The organism is Thalassolituus alkanivorans (assembly GCF_020447205.1).
Lineage (GTDB): Bacteria > Pseudomonadota > Gammaproteobacteria > Pseudomonadales > Oceanobacteraceae > Venatoribacter > Venatoribacter alkanivorans.
Genome location: NZ_JAJAEL010000049.1, coordinates 384,026 through 408,115, shown reverse-complemented (window position 1 = coordinate 408,115; position 24,090 = coordinate 384,026). Strand labels below are relative to the sequence as shown.

General features: G+C 56.0%; 22 protein-coding genes. 4 read left to right on the top strand and 18 right to left on the bottom strand.

The window, feature by feature from the left end; all coding sequences use genetic code 11:
* Positions 1-163 precede the first annotated feature (163 nt).
* Positions 164-1,399, top strand: coding sequence for a tyrosine-type recombinase/integrase (locus LGT44_RS19870; protein WP_230332782.1), 1,236 nt, complete (start codon positions 164-166; stop codon positions 1,397-1,399).
* A gap of 62 nt (positions 1,400-1,461) precedes the next feature.
* Here the strand turns inward: LGT44_RS19870 and phbB are convergent, their stop codons facing one another.
* A complete protein-coding gene (phbB, locus tag LGT44_RS19865; RefSeq protein WP_145468758.1) occupies positions 1,462-2,208 on the bottom strand; it encodes an acetoacetyl-CoA reductase in 747 nt (248 codons plus the stop codon).
* Positions 2,209-2,455: 247 nt separating this feature from the next.
* Here phbB and thiI point away from each other — a divergent pair, with 247 nt between their 5' ends.
* Positions 2,456-3,973: a tRNA uracil 4-sulfurtransferase ThiI gene (gene thiI, locus LGT44_RS19860; RefSeq protein ID WP_230332783.1), complete on the top strand. Its 1,518-nt coding sequence runs from the start codon at positions 2,456-2,458 to the stop codon at positions 3,971-3,973.
* A 129-nt stretch (positions 3,974-4,102) separates the two neighbouring features.
* On the opposite strand, the gene LGT44_RS19855 is transcribed toward thiI, so the two are convergent.
* Positions 4,103-5,938, bottom strand: a complete 1,836-nt coding sequence (locus LGT44_RS19855) for a TonB-dependent receptor plug domain-containing protein (RefSeq protein ID WP_230332784.1) — start codon at positions 5,936-5,938, stop codon at positions 4,103-4,105.
* A gap of 559 nt (positions 5,939-6,497) precedes the next feature.
* Here LGT44_RS19855 and xthA point away from each other — a divergent pair.
* Complete coding sequence (xthA, locus tag LGT44_RS19850) at positions 6,498-7,310, top strand: exodeoxyribonuclease III (RefSeq protein WP_145468761.1); 813 nt, start codon at positions 6,498-6,500, stop codon at positions 7,308-7,310.
* 75 nt (positions 7,311-7,385) lie between these two features.
* Here xthA and LGT44_RS19845 read toward each other — a convergent pair whose 3' ends face one another.
* The 7 genes from LGT44_RS19845 to LGT44_RS19815 all read right to left on the bottom strand — a co-directional run bounded on the left by LGT44_RS19845 (position 7,386) and on the right by LGT44_RS19815 (position 15,480).
* A complete protein-coding gene (locus LGT44_RS19845; protein ID WP_230333717.1) occupies positions 7,386-8,666 on the bottom strand; it encodes a tetratricopeptide repeat protein in 1,281 nt (426 codons plus the stop codon).
* Entirely contained in the window at positions 8,666-9,286 is a 621-nt protein-coding gene (locus LGT44_RS19840) for an energy transducer TonB (protein WP_230333715.1), read from the bottom strand. The genes LGT44_RS19845 and LGT44_RS19840 overlap by 1 nt, the downstream gene beginning before the upstream one ends.
* A complete protein-coding gene (locus LGT44_RS19835; protein ID WP_145468764.1) occupies positions 9,286-9,693 on the bottom strand; it encodes an ExbD/TolR family protein in 408 nt (135 codons plus the stop codon). Before LGT44_RS19835 ends, LGT44_RS19840 begins: the two co-directional genes overlap by 1 nt.
* 18 nt (positions 9,694-9,711) lie before the next feature.
* Positions 9,712-10,215, bottom strand: a complete 504-nt coding sequence (locus LGT44_RS19830) for a MotA/TolQ/ExbB proton channel family protein (protein ID WP_230333713.1) — start codon at positions 10,213-10,215, stop codon at positions 9,712-9,714.
* A 1-nt stretch (position 10,216) separates the two neighbouring features.
* Positions 10,217-11,614: a MotA/TolQ/ExbB proton channel family protein gene (locus tag LGT44_RS19825; RefSeq protein ID WP_230333711.1), complete on the bottom strand. Its 1,398-nt coding sequence runs from the start codon at positions 11,612-11,614 to the stop codon at positions 10,217-10,219.
* Positions 11,614-12,450: a DUF3450 domain-containing protein gene (locus LGT44_RS19820; protein ID WP_230333709.1), complete on the bottom strand. Its 837-nt coding sequence runs from the start codon at positions 12,448-12,450 to the stop codon at positions 11,614-11,616. The genes LGT44_RS19825 and LGT44_RS19820 overlap by 1 nt, the downstream gene beginning before the upstream one ends.
* A 132-nt stretch (positions 12,451-12,582) precedes the next feature.
* Positions 12,583-15,480, bottom strand: coding sequence for an insulinase family protein (locus LGT44_RS19815; protein ID WP_230333707.1), 2,898 nt, complete (start codon positions 15,478-15,480; stop codon positions 12,583-12,585).
* A gap of 144 nt (positions 15,481-15,624) precedes the next feature.
* Here LGT44_RS19815 and LGT44_RS19810 point away from each other — a divergent pair, with 144 nt between their 5' ends.
* Positions 15,625-16,764 (top strand): aminotransferase class V-fold PLP-dependent enzyme, encoded by a 1,140-nt coding sequence (locus LGT44_RS19810; RefSeq protein ID WP_230333705.1) that lies wholly within the window; start codon positions 15,625-15,627, stop codon positions 16,762-16,764.
* A gap of 77 nt (positions 16,765-16,841) precedes the next feature.
* Here LGT44_RS19810 and LGT44_RS19805 read toward each other — a convergent pair whose 3' ends face one another.
* The 9 genes from LGT44_RS19805 to fabD form a co-directional block, all read right to left on the bottom strand.
* Complete coding sequence (locus tag LGT44_RS19805; protein WP_225692736.1) at positions 16,842-17,192, bottom strand: PilZ domain-containing protein; 351 nt, start codon at positions 17,190-17,192, stop codon at positions 16,842-16,844.
* Positions 17,189-18,190 carry a DNA polymerase III subunit delta' gene (locus tag LGT44_RS19800; RefSeq protein WP_230333703.1) on the bottom strand — a complete coding sequence of 334 codons (1,002 nt, stop codon included), beginning with the start codon at positions 18,188-18,190 and terminating at the stop codon, positions 17,189-17,191. The genes LGT44_RS19805 and LGT44_RS19800 overlap by 4 nt, the downstream gene beginning before the upstream one ends.
* 10 nt (positions 18,191-18,200) lie before the next feature.
* Positions 18,201-18,863: a dTMP kinase gene (tmk, locus tag LGT44_RS19795; RefSeq protein ID WP_230333701.1), complete on the bottom strand. Its 663-nt coding sequence runs from the start codon at positions 18,861-18,863 to the stop codon at positions 18,201-18,203.
* Positions 18,864-18,878: 15 nt separating this feature from the next.
* On the bottom strand, positions 18,879-19,919 hold the full coding sequence (gene mltG, locus LGT44_RS19790; protein WP_230333699.1) for an endolytic transglycosylase MltG: 1,041 nt from the start codon (positions 19,917-19,919) through the stop codon (positions 18,879-18,881).
* Positions 19,916-20,767 carry an aminodeoxychorismate lyase gene (gene pabC / locus LGT44_RS19785; RefSeq protein ID WP_230333697.1) on the bottom strand — a complete coding sequence of 284 codons (852 nt, stop codon included), beginning with the start codon at positions 20,765-20,767 and terminating at the stop codon, positions 19,916-19,918. The genes mltG and pabC overlap by 4 nt, the downstream gene beginning before the upstream one ends.
* Positions 20,757-21,998, bottom strand: a complete 1,242-nt coding sequence (gene fabF / locus LGT44_RS19780) for a beta-ketoacyl-ACP synthase II (protein WP_230333695.1) — start codon at positions 21,996-21,998, stop codon at positions 20,757-20,759. The genes pabC and fabF overlap by 11 nt, the downstream gene beginning before the upstream one ends.
* 104 nt (positions 21,999-22,102) lie before the next feature.
* Complete coding sequence (acpP, locus tag LGT44_RS19775; RefSeq protein WP_145468776.1) at positions 22,103-22,336, bottom strand: acyl carrier protein; 234 nt, start codon at positions 22,334-22,336, stop codon at positions 22,103-22,105.
* 44 nt (positions 22,337-22,380) lie between these two features.
* On the bottom strand, positions 22,381-23,121 hold the full coding sequence (fabG, locus tag LGT44_RS19770) for a 3-oxoacyl-ACP reductase FabG (protein WP_230333693.1): 741 nt from the start codon (positions 23,119-23,121) through the stop codon (positions 22,381-22,383).
* Positions 23,122-23,123: 2 nt separating this feature from the next.
* A complete protein-coding gene (gene fabD, locus LGT44_RS19765; RefSeq protein WP_230333692.1) occupies positions 23,124-24,062 on the bottom strand; it encodes an ACP S-malonyltransferase in 939 nt (312 codons plus the stop codon).
* Positions 24,063-24,090: the final 28 nt, after the last annotated feature.

Below are 24,090 nucleotides of genomic sequence, written 5' to 3'. Positions count from 1 at the left end.
TACCAAGGGATGATGGAAATCATTAAATATCAATAACTTAAAAATTTTATTTAAAGTGAAATGCATTTCGCATCCTGAGCGTTCAACCCCGTTCGAACGCACTCTGGCCTCCTCCGGCGTTAGCCGTTATGCTTCAGCAACTCTGAATTTCCGATAATTGATAATGCTAAACACCCCTCCCGCTCCACTAATAGACCAGCTCGACTACCTGGGCAATCCACTGAGCAGCGCCCGCCGCATTCTGGCACTGCACCCCGAGCTGCAGCGCATTGATGGTGCCTTTGAAGATCTGGTGCACAGCTTCAGTTTTCTGGTCAGCTATAACGGCAGTACCGCTACCTTCAACAGCTACCGCCGTGAAGTTGAGCGCCTCTTGCAATGGTGCTGGCTGGTGCGCGGTTGTGGTCTGGGCGAGCTTAAGCGGCAGGATCTTGAGGCTTACATCCATTTCTGTCAGTCACCTCCCAAAGCCTGGATTGGCAGTAAGCAGGTGGCGCGTTTTAAAAACCATCAGGGTGAACGGGTCGCCAACCCCGACTGGCGCCCCTTTGTGAATCAGGCGATCAAGGCCGATCCGCAGGCCCGTACGGCTTTTTCACTGTCACAGAAAAGCCTGCAGGCGTTGTTCGCCGTACTCTCAACCTACTTTAATTATCTGCTGCAGGAAGATTACCTGCGCATCAATCCGGTGGCGCTGATTCGCCAGAAGAGCAAGTTTCTGCAACGTCATGCCTATCAGGAGCCGGTGCGGCGCCTGTCGAATCTGCAGTGGGATTTCATTCTGGAAACCGTCGAACAACTGGCGAAAGAAAGCCCGGCCGAGCACGAGCGCTCGCTGTTTGTGATGCGCCTGCTGTTTGGTATGTATCTGCGCATCTCCGAACTGGTAGCCGATGAACGCTCAACACCGGTTATGGGTGATTTTCATACCGATGCCGATGGTAACTGGTGGCTCAGGGTTGTCGGTAAAGGCAACAAGGCGCGCCTGGTAACAGTGTCTGACGACATGCTCGCCGCGCTGCGCCGCTACCGCGAGCATCTGAACCTGCCACGCCTGCCCTATGTCGGCGAGCAGACACCACTGGTGCAACGACTGAAAGGACGCGGCCCGGTGACCAGTACCCGCCAGATCCGCTATCTGGTGCAGTCCTGCTTCGATCAGGCCTTTGAGCGCATGCGCAGTCAGGGGCTGGAAGATGAAGCACAGGAGTTACGCGTGGCCACCGTGCACTGGCTGCGCCACACCGGTATTTCCGAAGACGTAAAATTCCGCCCCAAGGAACACGTTAAGGAAGACGCCGGTCATGCCAGCATGGCCACGACCGACCGTTACATCGACACCGAGCTGCGTGAGCGCCACGCCAGTGCCCGCCATAAAAAGCTGAAGCCGGAGCTGTAACCCCGGCTTCGCCTCTTTAATACCGGAATACACCGCATGAAATGCGGTGCGAAACAGCAGGCTCAGTGCATATACTGACCGCCGTTAGCGGAGATATTGGCACCAGTCACAAAACCCGCCTTTTCATCGGCCAGAAAGCTCACCACGCGGGCGATATCTTCTGGCTCGCCAAAACGTCCGACCGGAATACCCTTACGGATGTCTTCACGGATCTCTTCCGGCACGTCCATGATCATGCTGGTGGCGATATAGCCTGGCGATACTGTATTCACGGTAATACCTTTGCTGGCGACCTCCTGCGCGACGGCCTTGGTAAAGCCGTACATGCCGGCTTTGGCGGCAGAATAGTTAGCCTGACCGAACTGGCCTTTCTCGCCGTTAATGGAAGAGATATTGACGATACGCCCCCACTTTTTCTCCAGCATGTCATTAATTACCAGACGGGTCATATAGAACACCGAGGTCAGGTTGGTCTCAATCACATCGTGCCAGTATTCCGGAGACATTTTACGCAGCGTAGTGTCACGGGTGATGCCACCATTATTGATAAGTACATCGATGGTGCCGAAGTCCTTGCGGATCCCCTCAATGCAGGCTTCACAGGAAGCAAAGTCGCGGATATTGCCGTACGCCAGGGCGATGTCGTACCCCTCTTCTTTCAGCTTATCCTGCCAGGTCTGCGCTTTGTCGTGATTGCCGCCGTGGTAGTAGCCTGCCACCACCTGATAGCCATCGTCATGCAGCTGCTTGCAAATCGCGGTGCCAATGCCGCCGGTTCCGCCGGTTACCAGTGCAATTCGTTTTGTCATGTCCTACTCCTTCAGTTTCATGATGAGACCCCAAGCCTGTGGGGCGCTATAACAGAGATTGCTGAGCCAATATGACACTACGATGACCCTGCCCCATATAGCAGCACCGCCTGCGGAAGCCTCATACTTTGGACTTGGTTCCGTCCTGAGCAAAGCGGTCGAAATTGACACTGGCTCACCCCGCGGATGCCCCGGACATGGAAGTAGGATATACTTCGCGCCCCAAATTTTACCGCCCCGCCTCCCTATGAAGCTCGTAATCAAGCTGTTCCCGGAAATCACCATCAAATCCACCAGTGTGCGCAAGCAGATGACCAAGATTCTGCGCCAAAATCTGCAGAACATGTTCCGTCGCCACGCCATTTCGGTGGACGTACAGAACCGCTGGGACAGCCTGATCGTTCTGGTCAACCGCGATGACGATGCGGCCCGCCGCCAGACCATTCAGATCCTGTCGCACACGCCAGGCATTGCTGCAGCACTGGAAATCACGGAATACACCTTCAGCACGCTGGACGAAGCCTATCAGCGCGTACGCGATGCCTACCGTGAGCGCGTCGCCGGTAAATCCTTTTGTGTGCGCATCAAGCGCGCGGGCCAGCACGATTTCACCTCCCACCAGGCGGAAATCTATATGGGTGGCGGCTTTCTGAAAGAAACCGAGGCACTGCGCGTCGATCTGCACCGCCCGGAAGTGACCGTGCTGGCGGAACTGCGTAACGACAAGGTTCAGGTGGTGCAGCAAACCATCAAAGGCCTAGGCGGCTATCCGCTGGGCAGTCAGGGCGAAGTGCTGAGCCTGATTTCCGGTGGCTTTGACTCCACCGTTGCCAGCTACCTGATGACCCGCCGCGGTCTGAAAACCCACTTTTGCTTCTTTAACCTTGGCGGCAGCGCGCATGAAATCGGCGTGAAGCAGGTTTCCCATTACCTGTGGAGCACCTTTGGTGAAAGCCACCGGGTTAAGTTTGTTACCGTGCCGTTCGAGAAGGTTGTGGCCGAAATTCTGACCAATGTAGATACCGGCCAGATGGGTGTTGTACTCAAGCGTATGATGCTGCGCGCCGCCTCGCGCGTGGCTGAAAACCTGAACCTGCCGGCACTGGTGACCGGCGAAGCCGTGGCTCAGGTCGCCAGCCAGACCATTACCAACCTGGCAGTGATCGATGAAGTGGCCGACCGTATGGTGCTGCGCCCGCTGGCGGCTATGGATAAGCAGGACATCATCGATACCGCCCGTCGTATCGGCACCGAAATGTTCGCGGCCACCATGCCGGAATACTGTGGTGTGATTTCAGTGAACCCGACCACCGTGGGTGATCGCAGCAAAGTGGCCGAAGCTGAAGCCAAATTTGATATGGCAGTACTGGAGCAGGCGCTGGCCGATGCCACCTACCAGCGCATCGACGATGTGCTTAATGGCGCCGAGAGTGGTCTGGAGAATGTCGATATTATTACTACTCCGGGCCTGAATGATGTAATCATCGACATCCGCCACCCGGCGGAAGCGGCTGACGCGCCACTGACGCTGACCAACAACAGCGTGCTGACCATTCCGTTCTTTGATCTCGATAACCGCGTGAACGAACTGACAAAACAACAGCCGGACACCCGCTTCCTGCTCTACTGCCAGAAAGGCACCATGAGTAAGATTCATGCCCATCACCTGATGAGCGAGCAGCGTGGTAACTTTGCGGTGTTTATGGAACCGGGCTTTGTTAAACCAGCCTATAAGGCCGAAGCCGTCGACCACAGCGAAGACTAACGCTCTGCTGTGCGCATAAAAAAGCCGGAGCGGCTGTCGGTACTGAACAGTCACTCCGGCTTTTTTATGACCGGCAGGCTATGCCGGTCATACCCTCAATCCTTAACCTCGCTTCTCACTCCCTGCGATTTACAGGCCCGCGCTGATCTCAAAGCGATAGCCGGTGCCCGGCGCTTCAATAAAGCCACTGTCGATATAGTCCGCGTCCAGCACATTGGTCGCCGCAACGGCCCAGCTCCAGCCATTATTCTGCTGCTTTAAGCCCAGATCCCAGATGCGGTAGCCATTCTGGTCGTAGCGGTCTTCGAATTTATACAGCGAAGTTGCACTCAGCCCCGGCAGCAGCTCATAGGTCAGCGCCAGAACCACCTGGTGTTCAAGCTGTGATTTACTGTAGCGGGCCTTTTCATACTGATTGGTAAAGTCCTGAATCAGGCGGGTATAGCTCAGACTTGCCTTCTGCAGACCGCTTGCCGCCAGCAGGCCGGTGGCATCCAGCTCGGCATCGTAACCTTTGGTGTCAATCGCATCGATATTACGTGCGGTGTAGTAATTAATGGCCGGATCGGCGACTTCGGCCGCGGTCTGGGTGTAATCGATGGCATCTGTGGTGTTGCGCTTAAAGACCGCCAGACGGGTCTGCAGCCCGGCCAGATTCAGACGCGCACCCAGCTCAGCGCTGCGGGTTTCTTCTGCTTTAAGGTCCGGGTTACCCTTGTTGGTGCTTTGATTCAGATACAAATCATTCATGGTCGGCACACGCACGCTTTTGCCTGCATTCAGATACAGCTGCTGACCAGCCGCCAGCGGCAGGGTCAGACCCAGCACCGGCAAGGTATAGCTGTCGCCGCCGTCATAATCGAGATACGACAAACTGCCCGCCAGCTGCACGGCGCCAAAGTCGTACTGACCAAACGCAAAGGCGCTGCCGTATTCACGCTTATGGCGATCACCCAGCGTCGAGGTGCTGTCGATGTCTTCCTGATTAAACTCATAGCCCAGCGCCAGTGATTCATTCAGACGAAAACGCAGGCGGCTCTGCCAGGCGTTGGTCTGATGCACAGAAGGCGCATAATTCAGATAGTAAAATTCATCGTCGTGCTGGCGCCAGTTAACGGCAACATCGACACTGCGCCCGGTGGAATAACGCTGCTCGTGGGTAAGGTAAGCGTAGCGCTGAATGGTGTTTTCGTTCGCGCGCTTGTCGGCTCCGGCATAAAAGCCCTGAGCACCAAAGCCCCGGTCCAGATAGCCCAGTCCAAGCACCGTGGTGTACGCATCGTTCTGATGCACTAAACGGTAATTACCCTGCTGGCTGATGTAATCCAGATCAGCCCCCTTAATGTAGGTGTCCGACTCCTGCTGGCTGATCGCCGCAAAGTGGCTCCAGTTGCCCTGGGTTTTGGCCAGACTCAGTAAACCACGGGCGTAATCTTTACTGCCGGCTTCGGCTTTTAACAGCGCGCTGCGGCCATTTTCAGACTCCACCTGCTTGCGGGTAACCAGATTGATCACCCCGGCATTACCGTTCGGGCCATACTGTCCGGCACCCGGGCCGCGGACAATCTCAATGCGTTCAATATCTTCCAGAGTAACCGGCAGATCGAAATTATGATGGCCGGTCTGCGGATCATTCATGCGCACACCATCGACCAGAATCAGTGTCTGCTCATAACCGGCGCCACGGATGCCAAGATCAACCTGAGCACCGCTGCCACGCTGGCGCACATCCAGTCCGCCCACCCATTCCAGCGCATCAGCCAAATTGGTCACCGGTAATAATTTCAGGTCGGCGCGTTCAATCACCTCAACCGCAAATGCCTGCTCGGCAATGCTCTGGCTGAATAACTGGCCGGTAACGCGCTGCGCATCCAGCTCGACGGTATCAGCTGCCTGAGACTGACTGGCAAGCATCTGAGCAATCAGTGCCGCCAGAATGGCCGGTTTAAAAGGTGTGCGGTTCATGTTGACCTCATCGGTTGCAATGGCCGGACTGGCCGGTAAAAACAATGGCGCTCAGTGTAGTGATTTTGACTGATCACCCAACAGGAGTGATCAGTCCGGGTTTTCATCTGCTTGTTTTTCAGTCAATCAACTTGTGCTGCCCTGCTCCGGCCGACCAACACTCGACCTGACCTGATGTTGTCAGGCTGTTATTATGGCGGCTGTTTTTATTAGGGCCTGTCGACACTAATTGAATAGGTCCTGCTGAGAGCCAGTTTTTCTCAGAACAAGGAGAGAGACGTGATATTAGCGGGCTAAATGAATGACGAACGACGATGTTCATGGGGGAAACTGGCCTCAGCCCGAAGGGTTATGGCTAAAAATCCCTCATCCTGCGTTGCTGTTCGTTCGCTTAACCCGTTACCAATCTGTCTGGAACAGATTGGCGTGCCAACCCCGAAGGGGTGAGGCACAGGGATGTGCTGAACATCCCACACTCTCAGCGCCTTGTTTGAGATATTTTTAGCCAATAACAGGCCTGTTTAATTAGTGTCGACAGGCCCTAGCGTCAGGATCAGCCATGACCACCATCATCAGTTTCAATATTAACGGCGTACGCGCCCGGCCTCATCAACTGGAAGCCATTCGCGACCAGCTTAATCCGGATGTGCTTGGCCTGCAGGAAACCAAGGTGCAGGACGCCGAATTTCCGCTGGCGGATATTCAGGCACTGGGATTTCATGTCGAGTTTTTTGGCCAGAAAGGTCATTACGGTGTAGCCCTGCTGAGTAAAACCGCCCCCGTCTTTGTGCAGAAAGGCTGGCCATGGGATGACGCCGAAGCGCAGAAACGCATTATTCATGCACGCTACGAAATTGACGGAAAAATCTGGAATGTGCTGAACGGTTATTTCCCACAGGGGGAAAGCCGTGACCACGAAACCAAATTCCCGGCTAAAGAAAAGTTTTACGCCGACCTGCAGCGTTACCTGAGTGAAAACTTCACCCCGGCCGACCGGGTGATCGTGATGGGTGATATGAATATTTCACCGGAAGACACCGACATCGGTATTGGTGAGCCGAACCGTAAGCGCTGGCTTAAAACCGGCAAGTGCAGTTTCCTGCCGGAAGAGCGCGAATGGTATCAGCGCCTGCTCGGCTGGGGTTTGCAGGATACCTATCGCAAACATTATCCGGCCAGCAACGACACCTTCAGCTGGTTTGATTACCGCTCCAAAGGCTTTGATGACGAGCCCAAACGCGGCCTGCGTATCGACCATATTCTGGCAACGCCTGCGGTATACGAAGAATGCACCGCAGCGGGTGTCAGCTACGATATTCGCGCACTGGAAAAACCGTCAGATCACGCACCGATCTGGGCAACCTTTTCCTGAGCAGGCTTTATCTCCGGCAATAAAAAACGGCGCCTTATAAGCGCCGTTTTTTATTTAAATCCGCATGGTCAGATATCAGCCCGGATACTGCTCCAGCGTATCCAGATAATCCAGCCATACGCGGGCGTTGGCTGCAACCGCCGCCAGCGTCAGCGCCTGCTGGAAATAGCGCCGTGCCGCGGCAAAATCTTTCAGTTCATAAGCACAGCTGCCGGCCAGCATAAGTGCCCGGGGTTTATCCCGCTCTGACAGGCCTTTTTTCAGCGCCGCTTCGCTGTCATTCAAAGCTTCCTGATATTGTGCAGCCTGTTGCTGCATCTGTGCCGCACGGTACAGCAGACTGCCGTCGTCCATAAAAGCACTGGCTTCACGCATGGCGATTACGGCTTTATCGCGCTCGCGCCCCTGCTGCCAGGCCGCCGCCAGTAAGCGCCAGTTACGCTCATTTAATTCAACGGTCCCGTCTTTGATATGTGCCTGCAGAATACGTCCGGCGCGCTCAGGGATATTTTCGCTGATCAACAATTGCACCAGCAGCAGAATGCTGTCGGCTTTTTTCAGATAGTGTCCGGCGTATCCCAACTCCAGTGTGCGCAGGGCCAGCTTCGGCTTTTCCAGCAACTGATAAATAGCCGCCAGCTGCTGCCAGTAATCTTCTTTGCCAGGATTTATACGCAGCAGATCGTCCAGCACCATGGCGGTTTTCAGATAGGATTTTTGCTGATAGTGCGCCGCCATCAGCATCTGCAGCCAGTTTTCTTTCGGCTTGTCGCCACGTGCCTGTGTGCGTTCAATGCCCTGCAGCAACCAGGGAATGGAGGCGGCGTAATTTTTTTCCAGCTGATAGGCCGAAGCCAGCGTGATAAAGCTCAGCGGCTGAATCCAGTCGGCATTTTTTTCTTTGTCGCCTTTTCTCTTGCTGCTGTTTTTATCTTTTTCCAGCTGCAGGATCTTTGTCAGCCGTGGTTCAAGCTCAGCGATAGCCGCACTGGTATTTTCTGCTGCCAGATGCAGTTGCGCCAGCGTGGTCGACAGCGCTGATTCCTGCGCCGGAGCCAGCGCACTCAGGCTTAGCGCTTTGCTGTACCAGGTCATGGCTTCAGTGTTTTTTTCCTGCAGCAGATACAGCTGGCCGTGCAACTGATAGCTTAGCGCCAGACCGAATCCGGGCGTTAAATCCTCTTCCAGCTCCAGCAAGGCCTCTTCGGCTTCGCTGTACTGCTGTGCCGCCAGTTGCTCCTGAATAGAATTCAGTTCTTCGTAGGTTGACTGTGACAGGCTGTTATTGGCAGCCAGCAATGCCGGAGACTGCAGACAGAACAACAGACAGAACAACAGCGTAATAAAGGCACGCATCAGGAATCACCCAGCTTAAATTCAATGGTCTGGGTTGCCTGTTGCGCAACCGGCCGGCCATTTTCCATTTTCGGTTTGAATTTGTATTTATACAGTGCACGGATGGCTTCACGTTCAAACACGCCACGCGGCTCAGCTTCGATGATTTCCACATTATCGACTGTGCCTTCGGGGTTGATCGCCAGGCGCGCCGTCACATAGCCTTCGATTTTCTGACGCACTGCTTTTTGTGGATACACGGCATTCATCCGCACCAGCGGAATAACATCGGTATCGCCAAAGCCCATGCCGACCACGGCGTCGCCCAATAGCGAGTTCTGCGCCAGTGATAAATCCGGATTTACATCAGGCATATTAAACGGCAGTTGCTGCATCGGCGTATTTTGCTCGGCCACCGATTCTTTTGGCAGTTGCGGTTTTTTCGGTTTGGGTGGCTCCTGCTTGCGCCGTTCTTTCAGCTGGGTTTTGCTTTCCTGCTTCAGGCGCACAAAGTCGACATAGGTGTTGTCGCGATTATCGCGCTTAAGCTCACCCGGACCAGACACCATCTGATGCATTGCCCAGAACAAGCCGAGACTGACCCCGCAAGCCAGTAATAAAGCAATCGCAAAACGGGGCATCAGTTAGCCGCCTCGGCGGAAATAGATATATTGGTAATTCCGGCCAGGCGTACCTGATCCATCACCTTGACCAGAAGGCCGGTCGGTGAAAATTCGTCAGCCTGAATAATCACAGCCCCTTCCGGGTTTTCTGCTTTCATGCGCTCAATGTTCGGACGTACTGCGCGCACATCAATGGCGCGGCGGTCGATCCAGATTTCACCATTGGCGCGAATCGCCAGCAGAATATTACTGCCCTTTTTCTCTTCGGCGGTCTGCGCACTCGGGCGGCTGACGGTTACGCCGCTTTCTTTAACGAAAGAGGTCGTAACAATAAAAAAGATCAGCATGATAAAGACGATATCCAGCATCGGGGTGATATCGATATCGTTGCCATCGGCTTCACTATCGGTGTGACGACGTGCCATAACAAATAATCCGTAAATTCAGTCGGTCGTTAGCCATTCGGCGAGCTGATGCACGCCGCGCTCACTTAAACGTTTAAAGCGGGTGCGGAAATACAAACCGGTCAGCGCCACCACCAGTCCGGCCATGGTCGGAATGGTCGCCTGAGAGATGCCCGACGCCATAGCCCGCGCATTACCGGTACCGGTCACCGCCAGCACATCAAACACGCTGACCATACCCGTCACCGTTCCCAGCAAGCCCATCAGCGGACAGATGGCGATCAGAATGCCAACCAGTGACAAATATTGCTGCGCCGCCTGCTTTTGCTGACTGAGCCAGGCCGCGCGGATTTTGCGCGCATTCCAGCTCTGGTGTTCGCTGCGCTGTACCCAGCGTTCGGCAATAGCGTGATTCAGGCGTGGCATCTCGCGGTAGAAAAACCACAGGCGCTCAATGATCAGACTCCAGAGCAGCACGCACAGCACCAGAATGCCGTACAGTACCGGGCCGCCCTGGGCCATAAAGTCCAGCAGCCACTGCATCTCAGTTGCCTTTCGGGTTCTGGCCGGAGCGGTTTTCCAGCGCCTGGGCGATCAGTCCGGCAGACTGTTCATCCAGCAGCTGAATCAGCGCCTTGCTGCGTGATGCCACCCAGTTGTGTGCCAGCAGCAGCGGGATTGCGGCCAACAGACCCAGTACGGTGGTGATCAGTGCCTGAGAAATACCGGACGCCATCAGCTTCGGATCGCCGGTGCCGAAATTGGTGATTGCCTGAAAGGTCGCGATCATGCCGGTTACCGTACCCAGCAGACCCAGCAGCGGCGCGATGCCGGCAAAGAGTTTGATGATGGTCTGGCCACGCTCCAGCGCCGGCAGTTCGCGCAGAACCGCCTCGTCCATTTTGGCTTCCAGTACATCCACATCCAGCGGTTGCGGCAGATTGCGGTAGCTGGCCAGTACACGTCCGAGAGGGTTGTCTTCTGCAGCGCTGTCGATGTTATCCAGCTGCTGACGAACCTTGCGACCAACCGTACCCAGCACGACTAAGCGCCAGCCCGCCAGTGCCAGACCAATCAGGCCCAGGCCGATAATGATGTAGCCAACCAGCGCGCCCTGCTGTACCCGCTCCAGCAGGTCCGGGCTTTCCAGTGACAGGTTCAGCAAGGCGCCACGGCTTGGGTCCAGTGCAAAAGGCGCGACGGCCGCATTGGCGTTCAGCCATTCAGGGATCATATCCGCCGCACCCGGCTGACGGCCCAGCATCTGCAGCTGCTTCAGTTCGGCGTCATAAGCCAGATAACCGCTGTCATCCACGGCATTGAACACACCCAAACGGGTAACGCTGCGCTTCTGTGGCTTGCCATCGGCGCCAATCACCACGCTATCAAAGGAAGATACTGCACCATTGATGGTCATTTCCTGCTGCAGGCTGAACCACAGCGCTTCCAGCTCGGCGATGGTCGGCAATTCTTTGGCTTCCGCCAGCTTGTTCAGATCGGCTTTGCGCTCAGGAATCTCAACCGAGGTCAGGCTGTCGCCCAGCACGGTGTTCAGATCGTTAGCAACCTGACGCACCACGCCAAACATCTCGCCCAGATTCCCCACCCGCAAACGCAGTTCTTCTTCACGTTCGGTCAGTGCCTGCTCGTTATTGTCGAAGCGATCTTTCAGCGAGTCGGCCAGTTGCTGTTCACGTTTCAGTGCGGCGCGAGCCTCGCTCAGCATGCGCTTCTGGGTATTCAGGTCGCTGAGGAATTTGGCTTCACGGGCCTTGTTCTGTGCCGCTTCTTCACGGCTGTAACTGCCGATCTGATTCAGCAGACCCGTCAGTGGATCGCTGTTTTTAGCGGTTTGTTCAGCAGCATCCGCGGCGATTGCCGTAGCGCTGAAGGTGAAGCTCAGAAGCGCCGGCAGTAACACGGAGGACAGGAAAGGTTTCATTATTGTGCCTCCGCCTGATTGTTGATTGAGGTTGTCATAACGGACTCAAGGGAGGCCTGAGTCGGCAGAGGCAAAACCATCAGCTCGGGGGCGGCAATCTGCTGCGCCACTTTGAGTGCTTTGCGCAGGTCGCGCATATAGCCATCATCCAGTGCCAGCCAGTTGCCCTGCCCTTTATGCCAGAGCCAGGCATGCTGGCCGTCATTGCTGATGCGGTACAGCGCCAGACGTCCGACCCGCAGAAAATCGTAAGAAATGTTATCCATCTGGCCACGGTAGGCTTCGATATTGCGGCCGTAATCCACTTCCACCTGATAAGCCTCCAGCACCCGGCGGAATTTTTCTGACACGGTAACGTCGGCACGGGTCAGCAGGTCTTTCAGCAGTGCGATACGGGCACCGCGCTCCTGTGGCAGAAAAGGTGTATCCAGTGCCACGAACTGCTCAAGAGAATCCAGCATGCGGCTCATCAGCGGCAGAATGCCTCGTTCGGTACGCTCAATTTCGGTAATCTGACGCGCGAGCGACTCCAGCTCTTTATCCTGGTTATAAACGATGGCGGCCATCTGACGGTTATAGAGCGCCAGCTGTTCCGTTTCGGCACGCAGCTGACGGTACTCGTTCAGCAGCAGCTGGGTCTGATCATCCAGTTTCTCAACCTTCTGCTGGCTGTTGCGGCCACTGTTGTCGGTAGCACTGATCTGCTGCTGAGCGCTGGTCAGAGTATCTGACTGGCTGTCGGCCCGGGTTCCGGTTTGAGTCCCGGTTTGAGGGGCAGCCTGAGCACTGAGCGTGCAGGCCAGCAAGCATGTGGCGAGGATATACGGGGTTTTCATGACCGGTCGTGTCCCTGTCAATGTGAAGTGATATTTCAAGCGAGAAGTCTAACGGCTTTGTATTAACAAAAACTGAATGCGCCCGGGTATGGCTGCAAACCGGCGGCATTATGCCGCCGGATTAGTCCTCAATCAATAATCATTCGCAATTAAGCCAAGATTATTTGCAACTTTGTCAGTTCCGCGTGGCGCAATAACGGCCTTGCTGCCTGTCTGGTTGTGCAGATATTGCTCAGCAACGCGCTGCACATCTGCCCAGCAGGTGGCCAGAATGCGCTCACGGAATTGCTGACGCAGTGCCCGCGAGCGGCCGCTCTTATCCTGATGGAAGCATTGCTTGGCTTCACCTGCTGGTGAGCCCGGACGATCCATACCACCGATCAGACCCAGCACCGATTGCTCAATCAGGTCGTCACCACTGCTGCGCGCCAGTAACCAGTCGATGGAGGCGGCGAAATCCGCAAAGGTGCCTTCCACCCGCGGATCACGGTAGGAATAAAATTTAAAGCAGCCCAGCGCCGAATCCTGGGTCGCGCCGGCACCGTAAGCACCGCCGCGTTCACGAATAGCGGTGTGCAGGAAGGCATTGCGTAACAGGCCTGCCAGTACCGCTAGCGGTGCAGCATCGGCGTGATCCATGGTCACCGTCGGCAGCGCCCAGGCACAGAAATTCACCTGCGAATCCACCATCCAGTAGGTTGCGGTTTCCGGCATTTCCCAGCTCAGTGCCGCTGCAGGTGCGGCAGCCTGTGGCGTCCAGCAGTTGTGCAGGCTGGCAAGATGCGCGGCCGCGCCCTGCTCGTCATGCACCAGCAGCGCCTCCTGTGGCAAAGCGATCTGCCGGTAAATATCCTGCAGGGCGGCTGACAGGAAACCTGCGCCTTCTTTCTGCGCACGCTGCAGACGTTCTTTCAGGCGTTTTACCTGCGGCAGGCCGCCGAGGTCATTTGACACATTGGCGGCGCGGTTCAGTGGTGCTGCCGCCAGCGACATAGCCAGGCCGTGACCATTACCGGTAATCCCCTGTTCACGGCGTGATTTGGCCTGAGTCAGCAAATCGAGCAGACGATTCTCCTCAGCAAAGGTCGGTGCCTGCCAGGTTTCCTGCATCAGCGCACTGAAATCATCAGCCTTGGCTGCCAGCGCCTTACCGCTCATAACCAGATAGCCTTCCAGCTGGTCGGCATTATCGACCTTGCCTTTCAGGCTGGCATACGCCGACAGGCTGCCAACCAGCGCGGTCTGTTTCTGTTGCTGGTAGAGGTAATCGTTACCACCGGCGCCTACTTCACTCCAGGCCTGGGTAAAGAACGGCAGCCAGCTCAGCTGTTCGGCATTAAACGCAGGCAGGTCTACCAGCAACTGCTGGTAGATCAGACCGTTGGTGCCGGCAACGTATTCGGTGGCCGGCAGACCATCCTGATAGGTGCTACTCGGCGCCACATAACTGACTTGTGGGCGCACATCGGCCAGCGTCACCTGTGGCAGCAGGCCCGGATCATCCTCCTGCTGCTGGCGTTCTTTCAGTGCCTGAGCCTGATCGAGGATTGCTTGTTTCTGCTCAGCAGTCAGACCGGCTTTAATCTCTGCCAGACGCTGCTCTTCCAGGCGTTTCATTTCGTCGTTTACGCCGTTATCCGGGCGCAGGGTAAAGCGCACACGGTGGCGGTTATTGAGCAGCAGACGCTGTACCGCCTCCTGCATAAAGCCTGGCTGACTGGCTTTGGCGCGCAGACGCTCAAGCGCCGGATCAAGGTTCAGCAGGGCTGCCGGATCGCCGTAATGGGTCGCCGCCGGTAACGAGTTAAAAATAAGCTGCAGACCATAAGGGTAATGGTCGCCACCGATTTCACGCTGATGCAGTTCCAGCTGATGCAGCGCGGCATCAATCATGCTCTGCTCCACGCCGTTGTCGGCGACGTTCTGCAGGGTGTCGAGCACCAGCTGCTCCAGCGCCTGGGCGTGTTCCGGCTCACTGCCTTCGATGCCGCACATAAAGCTCATTTCGCGGTTGGAATCTTCCAGCCCGCACAGCGGTGATGGTGAGCCACCCAGATCGGTTTCTTCCAGCGCGCGGCGCAGTGGTGAGGCGCTGTTGTCGAGCAGCACCTGACTGACCAGATGGGCTTCCAGCTGGGCGTCCAGATCGGTTGATTCGCCCAGCAGCCAGCCCAGCACATGATGGGTCTGGGCGCTCAGATCGTCGCTGTCGATGCCGTAACATTGCTCAACCGCCAGTGGCGCGGCGTAGCGTTTTTCCGGTTCAACACGCCATTGTTTGTCCTGACGCTCAAAGCGGCTCAACGCCTGGGTTTCAAGGGTTTCGTGCAGCTCACTCACGTCCAGATTACCGAAGGTCATAAAGATGGCATTCGATGGGTGGTAGTGGGTTTTGTAGAAGCTGACCAGTTGCTCATAGGTCAGATCGGTGATTTCTGCCGGCTCACCACCACTGTTGTAGTGATAGGTGGTGGTCGGGAACAGGTAGCTGCTGATGCCCTGCCATAACTGGCTGACCGTGGACGACATCGCCCCTTTCATCTCGTTAAACACTACGCCTTTGTATTCCAGCGGCGAGTCGGCGTTGCCTTCTTCGCTGAATTCAATGCGGTGACCTTCCTGAGCAAAATCCAGCTCGTGCAGACGCGAGAAAAACACTGCATCCAGATACACATCGAGCAGGTTTTTAAAGTCTTTGTCGTTTTGTGAGGCAAAAGGATACGCGGTCCAGTCACTGCTGGTCATGGCGTTCATAAAGGTATTAAGCGAGCGGCGCGTCATCATAAAGAACGGATCGCGCACCGGATATTTCTCGCTGCCGCACAATGCGGTGTGCTCCAGAATGTGCGCTACGCCGGTGGAGTCGTGGGGCATGGTGCGCAGGGCGACCATAAAGGCTTTTTCATCGTAGTCGGTAGCCAGATGATAATGCACTGCGCCGGTGGTGATGTGCTCGTAATGAAGAATATCGATATTCAGCGATTCAACGCGGGTGCTGCCGAGATGACGAAAAGCGTTTGATGATGACATACAGCTCTCTGCTTATCCTGATGTGTAAACTCAGGTATGTTAACAGGTGTCTGACAGGCACAGAACCTCAGCCGTACAACCGCGTTGCACCAGCCTGTTCTTTCTGTGCACTAATGCCCTATGTAATGAAACCGCAGGAGCCCTATGAATACCGAAGCGCGCTGGGACGATGAATTCCCGGTCAATCACGAGTGTCTGTATCTGAATCACGCTGCCGTTGCGCCCTGGCCAGAGCGCGCGCGCGTGGCGGTCAGCGAATTTGCTGCCGAGAATACCGCCCTCGGCGCCAGCCGCTATCCACAATGGAGCTCGATGGAAGCTGGCCTCAAACGCAACCTGGAAGCCCTGATCGACGCCCCGAAAGGCTCGGTCGCTCTGGTTAAAAATACCTCAGAAGCGTTGTCTTTTGTGGCTGCCGGGCTCGACTGGCAGCCGGGTGACATGGTGGTGATCAGCGATCAGGAATTCCCGTCCAACCGCATCGTCTGGGAAGCGCTGGCACATAAAGGGGTGCAGGTTGTGGAAGTCGCACTGCCCTGGGATGACCCGGAATCCCTGCTGCTGGAAGCCTTAGAGCAGAAGCCACGATTGTTGTCGGTCAGTGCAGTGCAGTACGCCACCGGCCTGACGCTGGATCTGGTCCGGCTGGGCGAAGCCTGTCGGGCGGCGGGCACTCTGTTCTGTGTTGATGCTATTCAGGCGGTGGGCGCCCTGCCGTTTTCGGTTCAGGCGATTCAGGCCGATTTTGCTATGGCTGACGGCCATAAATGGCTGCTTGGCCCGGAAGGTCTGGGGTTTTTCTATGTACGGCCACAGATTATGGATCAGCTGAGCCTGTCCGAATTCGGCTGGCATATGGTTGAGGATATGGGTAACTACGACCGTAAAGACTGGCAACCCGCCGCCGATGCGCGGCGTTTTGAGTGCGGCAGCCCCAATATACTGGCCGCTACTGCCCTGAAAGCCAGCACCGATTTGCTGCTCGAAGTCGGCATGGATCAGGTCGCTACCCGCGTGGTAACCAACGTGCTGTACCTGAAGGAATTACTGGACGACAAGGGTGCCACCTTTATCAATCCACTGTTGCATCAGCGTCCGTCGGGCATTCTGACCTTCCACTTTATGGGTAAAGACAGCACACAGCTGTACAAACTGCTGATGCAGGCTGGGGTGATTTGCGCTAATCGCGGCGGCGGTATCCGCTTCTCGCCACACTTTCATACCACTCAGGAAGTGATGGAAGACGCCGTAGATGCCGTGGAGTGTTTGCTTGAAGCGCTCTGAGCGCAGCTTGCGGGCATAAAAAAGAGCGCATCTGCGCTCTTTTTTCTTTCCGGTGTTCGCTACAGCATGGCTGCCGCTTACATCGTATGGGTTATGCGATCCGACTTCAGGGCACCAGCCAGATAGGTTTCGATCTTGTCGCGGGCCATGCTTTCGTCGCCGGTAAACTGCACGCCGATGCCGGCCACTTTGTTACCCTGAGCACCCTTTGGCGTAACCCAGATAACCTTACCGGCCACCGGGATTTTTTCCGCCTCGTCCATCAGCTTCAGCAGCATGAAGACTTCATCGCCCAGCTGATACTGCTTGTTGGTCGGAATAAACAAACCGCCTTCTTTGATAAACGGCATATAGGCGGCGTAAAGAACCGATTTATCTTTAATGGTCAGCGACAAAATGCCGCTGCGGGCACCTAAATTGGCGGTCATGCATGCTCCCCGCGATGACTGTCCTGAACGATCTGCTGCCAATCCAGCAACAGGGATTCAAGCAGCAACTGCTTATTATAGTTACCGCCACCGGACAGCAACTGCCCGAGTACGGCCTGAACTTTATGCTGCAAGGTTATCAGCTTTGCCGGATTCAGGGTAGCGCACGGCAGCAACTGAAAAACCTGATCGGTAAACACCAGCTGCTCCGGACCGACACCCAGCTTCGCTTTAAGACAATCAGACAAAATTGAATAAAACCAGGAGGTTACGTCCTGAAACTCAAGTTTATTCCAACCTTCCGCCGCGGCCTGCAGCGGAATTTGCCCCTGACTCCACTGGCGCAGCAGCTCAAACCACTTCTGCTGCTGACTGCTTTGCTCACGCGTCAGCCAGTCCAGCGCTTTCAGCGGCGCCTGATGATTCATGCGCAACGCCTGTTCTGCCACCTCGGCGCTGAAGCCTTGCTGCTGCAGCCAGCTCAGGGCTTCGGCCTGCCCCGGCGGACTGAGCTGCAGGCGCTGGCAGCGGCTGCGGATGGTCGGCAACACCGAGCCGAAACGCTCGGTTTCCAGCAACAGAAAGCTCTCACCCGGCGGCTCTTCCAGAGTTTTCAGTAAGGCGTTGGCGGCATTGGTGTTCATCACTTCCACCGGACGCAGGCTGACCACCTGGCAGCGGCTGATCTGCGGTGTCTGGGCGAGAAAATCATTCACCTTACGGATCGCATCAATACGGATCTGGCGACTACCATCTTCCGGCTGACACAGCATAAAATCGGGATGCGTCCCTGCCGCCCAGAGCTGACAACTGTGGCACTGGCCACAGGGTTCAGCCTCATCGCGCAGACATAACAGCCATTGTGCCACATGCAGTCCCAGCTGATGCTTGCCAATACCCTCAAGGCCGGTCAGCAGCAGCGCGTGGGGCAGCCCTCCGCTTTGCTGACGGCGCACCAGTTCATGCCAGACACTCTGATGCCAGGGCTGCACACTCATGCCTCACCTCTCATTGCATTCCGCCCGATGGCAGCAAACTTTGCAAAACCTGTTCGATCTGCTGCTGTACCTGTGCCAGCGGCTGTGCGGCATCGATACGGCGGAAGCGTTCATGCTGAGAGGCCAGCCAGTCAAAGCCCTGCTGGACCCGCTCAAAGAAATCCAGCTGCTCCTGCTCAAAACGATCAACCGCTTCGCCGGCCTGATCGGCACGGCCACGGGCACGACCCATGCCGACCGCTAATGGCGCTTCCAGCAGTAAGGTGCAGTCCGGTTCCAGCCCCTGCTGCACCAGTGCTTTCAGCTGTTCAATCTGTGCCAGTGGCAGCTGGCGGCCAAAGCCCTGATAGGCGATGGTGGAGTCGGTAAAACGATCACACAACACCCAGGCACCGCGCGCCAGTGCCGGTTGAATGAATGCCTGCAGGTGCTGGGCACGGGCAGCAAACACCAGCAGCAGTTCGGTCAGAGGCTGCATGATTTCAGTGTGATGAGCCTTAAGAAGGCGCTCGCGGATGGTTTCGGCAATTTCAGTGCCGCCCGGTTCACGGGTAACGACCACTTCAATGCCGCGGGCGTGAAGCCACTCAGCACAGAAGGCGATATTGGTGGATTTACCCACACCTTCTCCGCCTTCAAAGGTAATAAACAAGCCCTGTTGCGGCTTTGTCATACGGGATGTTCCTGCTCAGGATTCTGACGCGGCGGCTTCAGCCGGCGCCGATCGGTAATCTTTTTTACGGCGGAAAATCTGGTATTTCCGCACCGCTTTATTGTGTTCTTCCAATGTTGCCGAAAACTGATGACTGCCGTCGCCGCGGGCAACAAAGTACAGCTCATCGCCATCAGCGGGATTCAGCGCCGCATCGAGCGCGGCACGCCCGGCCAGCGCAATCGGCGTTGGCGGCAGGCCTTTCTGGCGGTAGGTATTGTACGGATTTGTCCGGTCCTGCAGATGTTTTTTGCGCAGATTGCCATCAAATTGTGGCCCCAGGCCATAAATAACCGTCGGATCGGTCTCCAGGCGCATATTTTGTTGCAGGCGGCGCACAAAAACGCCGGCAATCACCGGGCGTTCAGCCACTACGCCGGTTTCTTTCTCCACAATCGACGCCATGATCAGTGCTTCATAAGGGCTTTTGTACGGCACGTCCGCCGCACGGGCCTCCCACGCAGCAGCCAGTTGCTCACGCATACGCTGGTAGGCCTGACGGATCACCGACGAAACCCCTTCACCGCTGTGATACACGTAGGTATCCGGATACAGCCAGCCTTCCGGGTTGCCCTGCAGGCCAAGCATTTCGCCAACCCGTTCCGGTGTCAGCGGGTTCAGATCCTGAGTCAGACGCGGCGCCTCGGCCAGCGCCGTCAGCGCTTCACGCAACTGCAGCCCTTCAATCAGGCTGACGCGATAAGTTACCGGTGTCGCATTGGCGAGAAAGTTCAGTAATTCAGTGCCACTGAGCGCTGCCGGCACATCGTATTCGCCGACGCGCAACACCCGCTCCTGACCGGTCAGTCGCGCCTGAAGTCGCAACAACAGCGCCGATGGCAACCAGCCGTCGGCCTGCCAGCGGCGACTGAGGCTGCTGATGGTGTCACCACTGACTACTTCAATACGGACAGGTTGCTCGTTACTGGTTGGCAGCTGCCAGAAGGCCAATACGGTGGCACTCAGTAACAGGAAAACAAGGGAGGACAAAGCCAGCAGGCGTTTGCTCAGTGTCATGCGTAAAGATTCTCCAGATCCTTCTGCAGCGTTGCGATCTGATGCTGCGCTGCCGGGTGTTCGAATTGCCGCCCGTCTATGCGGCTGACCATAACAATCCCCTGCAGCGTATTGCAGAAGAAGACGGCATCAGCGGCCAGCAGGCGTTCGCGTCCAAAAGGGGTAATGATGACATTCTGATGCGTCAACAGCCAGCGCCGCACAACGCCATTCACTCCGCTGCTACTGAGATCCGGGGTTACCAGTTGTCCATTTTCCAGCAGAAACAGATTGCTCATACAGCCTTCAATCACCTGCCCCTGCGCATCCAGCATCACCGCTTCCTGCCAGTCGGGCTCAAAGCGCTGGCGCGCCAATACCTGTTCTAAGCGGTTCAGATGTTTGAAACCCGCCAGTGCCGGCTGAATCGCCAGCCGGATATCGCTGAATCCGGCCACCATGCCCTGCGGCAGACGGAGATAGCCCCAGTCAGGCGGCGTAAATTCCTGCCACTGTAACAGTAGTTCCGGCTCTGCCGGCGGCGCATAGCCACGCGGGCCGGCGCCGCGACTGATCAGCAGCTTACCGGCCAGCAGCGGGCTTTGCGGGCGCTGAGCCAGAGCCTGTTCGATTTGCTGAAAGCTGTCGATCGGGAAATCCAGTGCACATAAGCCCTGCAGCAGACGCTGTTTATGGTATGGCCATAATGGAATGCTGCCATCGGGTGCAAAACGAATGGTTTCAAACAGACCATCGCCGTAGTGCAGCGCGCGGTCATTGGACGGCCAATGGCTCTGAGCTTGGCTATGACCCTGCCCCCGCCACTGACCGTTAACCCAAACGTATGCAGTGCTGACTTCAGACATCATAACGACGGAACAGCAGGCTGCCGTTGGTACCACCGAAACCAAAGGAGTTGGAAACAGCAGCACGGATATCCATTTTACGCGCTTTATGCGGAACGTAATCCAGATCGCATCCTTCGGCAGGATGATCAAGATTAATGGTTGGCGGCGCGATGCCATCGCGTACCGCCAACACTGTAATCAGAGCTTCCAGAGCGCCGGCAGCCCCCAGCAGGTGGCCGGTCATGGACTTGGTCGAAGAGACAGCCAGGCGGCTGACATAATCACCAAACAAATCCTTAATCGCCTGGGTCTCGGCAATATCGCCAATCAGTGTCGAGGTGCCGTGAGCATTGATGTAATCAATATCCTGCGGCTGCAGACCGGCATCGTTAAGCGCATTGGCCATCGCCATGCGCGCGCCCTCGCCATTTTCCGGCGGACTGGTGATGTGATGGGCATCATCACTCATGCCCAGACCACTGAGTTCGGCATAAATAGTCGCGCCACGGGCCTGAGCATGTTCAAGAGATTCCAGTACCAGTACAGCCGCGCCATCGCCCAGCACAAAACCATCACGGTCTTTATCCCAGGGGCGGCTGGCTTTTTCCGGTTCATCGTTGCGGGTACTCATGGCGCGGGCCGCGGCAAAACCGGCGACACCAAGAGGCGACGATGCCATCTCGGACCCGCCGGCAATCATCACATCCGCATCGCCGTAAGCGATGGTACGGGCGGCATAACCAATATTATGAGTACCTGTGGTGCAGGCGGTGGTAATAGCAAAGTTAGGGCCGCGGAGTTTGTGGCGGATAGCAATATTGCCGGACGCCATATTAATCACGGCAGCAGGCACAAGAAACGGTGATACCCGGCGCGGGCCACTGCTCTGTAATTGCTGGTAATTCTGTTCAATAGTCGTGATGCCGCCGATGCCTGAGCCAACAGCCACACCAACACGGTCACGGTTTAACGATTCGGGAAAGGCTGCATCAACAATGGCCTGCTCTGCCGCCACCATGGCGTATTGCAGAAAGAGATCCATTTTGCGCGCATCTTTTTCGCTCATCACACTGGTGACGTCGAACTGTTTAACAGCGCCGCCAATCTTCGTGGCGTACCCTTCCGTGCCAAAGTGTTCAATACGGGTGATACCACTTTCTCCGGCGCAGAGTGCGCGCCAGGTATCCGCCACATTCAGACCAAGCGGGTTAACACTGCCCAGTCCCGTAATTACCACACGTCGCTTTGTCATATTCCGTTTTTCATCCCAGTAGTCGCAAACACGGCCGCCAAAAGGTCACATAACAGGCATAAAAAAAGCCGCGTCAGAAGAGGCGGCTTTCGGGCTCGCTGACCTTACAGGTTGGCGATGATGTAGTCGATCGCTTCCTGAACGGTAGTCAGCTTCTCAGCGTCTTCATCAGGAATTTCAGTTTCGAATTCTTCTTCCAGAGCCATAACCAGCTCTACAGTATCCAGAGAATCCGCGCCCAGATCGTCAACAAAAGAGGATGAAGCCTTAACATCTTCTTCTTTAACACCCAGCTGTTCACATACGATTTTCTTTACGCGTTCTTCAATGTTGCTCATGGTTTTTTCCTACCGTTTCAAGTTTCCTGGTGGTCTTAATGACCTCAGCCCATATTCATGCCGCCATTCACATGAATGGTCTGGCCTGTAATGTATTTCGCGTCGTTTCCGGCCAGAAAAGCAACCGCACCAGCGATTTCTTCTACCTGTCCGAAGCGCTTGCCTGGAATGGTGGCTAGGATCGCCTCTTTTTGCGTTTCAGGCAAGATTTCCGTCATATCTGTTTGAATAAATCCCGGCGCGACACAATTCACCGTGATGTTCCGGCTGGCAATTTCCTGCGCCAGAGAGCGGCTGAAACCTTCCAGACCCGCCTTGGCAGCAGCGTAGTTTGCCTGCCCGCCATTACCGGTAGTACCGATAATGGAACTGATATTAATAATGGCGCCGGCCTTCTGCTTCAGCATCGGCTTAACCATGGATTTGCATACGCGGAATACGCCGGTGAGGTTGGTGTTAATCACCTCGCCCCACTCGTCATCCGACATGCGCAGAAACAGGTTGTCGCGCGTGATTCCGGCGTTATTCACCACAACCCGTGGCGTGCCGTAATTCTGCAAAAACTCTTTCAGGGCGTTGTCTGTTTGTGCCGCATCGGCAATATTCAGCACCAGTGCATCGTTATCACCGTCAATCTGCTGCAGCGCTTCGCGTACAGAAGCTGCACCGGATTCGCTGGTTGCGGTACCAACAACACGATAGCCGTCACGCGCCAGACGTTCGGCAATCGCGCGACCAATGCCGCGGGAAGCGCCAGTCACCAGGGCGAGTAATTTTTCACTCATATTCAGGATCCTTGAATAAAGGCAATGGTTGCCTGTAAGGACGCGGCATCACCCGTATTATGGGTTGCCAGCGTTTTATCGATGCGCTTGTTCAGGCCGCTGAGCACTTTGCCCGGGCCGAATTCAATCGCATTATCGGCGCGTCCGCGGCAAGCCTGTACGGCACCAGTCCAGTTAACCGGGCTGTACAGCTGCGCCAGCAGACGCGATGGAATTTCTGCCAGAGTTGCCACCGCATTATCAACGTTGTGGTACACCGGAAATGCCGGTGCGCGGAAGGAAACCGCATTCAGTGCTTCGCCAAATTCTTCGGCTGCGGCTTTCATCAGGCTGGAGTGGAACGGACCGCTGACCGCCAATGGCAGTGCGCGCTTGGCGCCTGCAGCCTTGGCAAGCTCAATGGCTTTTTCCACACCGCTCATGGCGCCGGCAATAACAATCTGGCCGGGTGCATTAAAATTCGCTGGCTCAACCACACCGGCAGCAGAAGCCTCAGCACACACGGCGCGAATCTGATCTTCTTCCAGGCCCAGTACGGCGGCCATGCCACCCTGACCCGCCGGTACCGCAGCTTCCATCAGCTCACCACGTTTTTTTACCAGACGCACAGCATCGGCAAAATCGATCGCATCGGCAGCAACCAGTGCGGAATACTCTCCCAGAGAATGTCCTGCTCCGGCAATAACATTCAGCGCCGGACAGGTTTCCTGCAGTACACGCCATAAAGCAACGCTGGCCGTCAGCAACGCTGGCTGAGTGTTATAGGTCTGATTCAGCGTTTCTGCCGGGCCGTCCTGACACATGGCCCAGAGATCAAGATTGATGGATTCAGACGCTTGTGCAAAGGTGCTCTGAATCTGAGGATATTCGGCCGCCAGATCCGCCAGCATACCAACCTGCTGCGCGCCCTGACCGGGGAAGAATGCAATTACATCGGTCATCACTTGCCCTGTATTCACGGTAAAAATC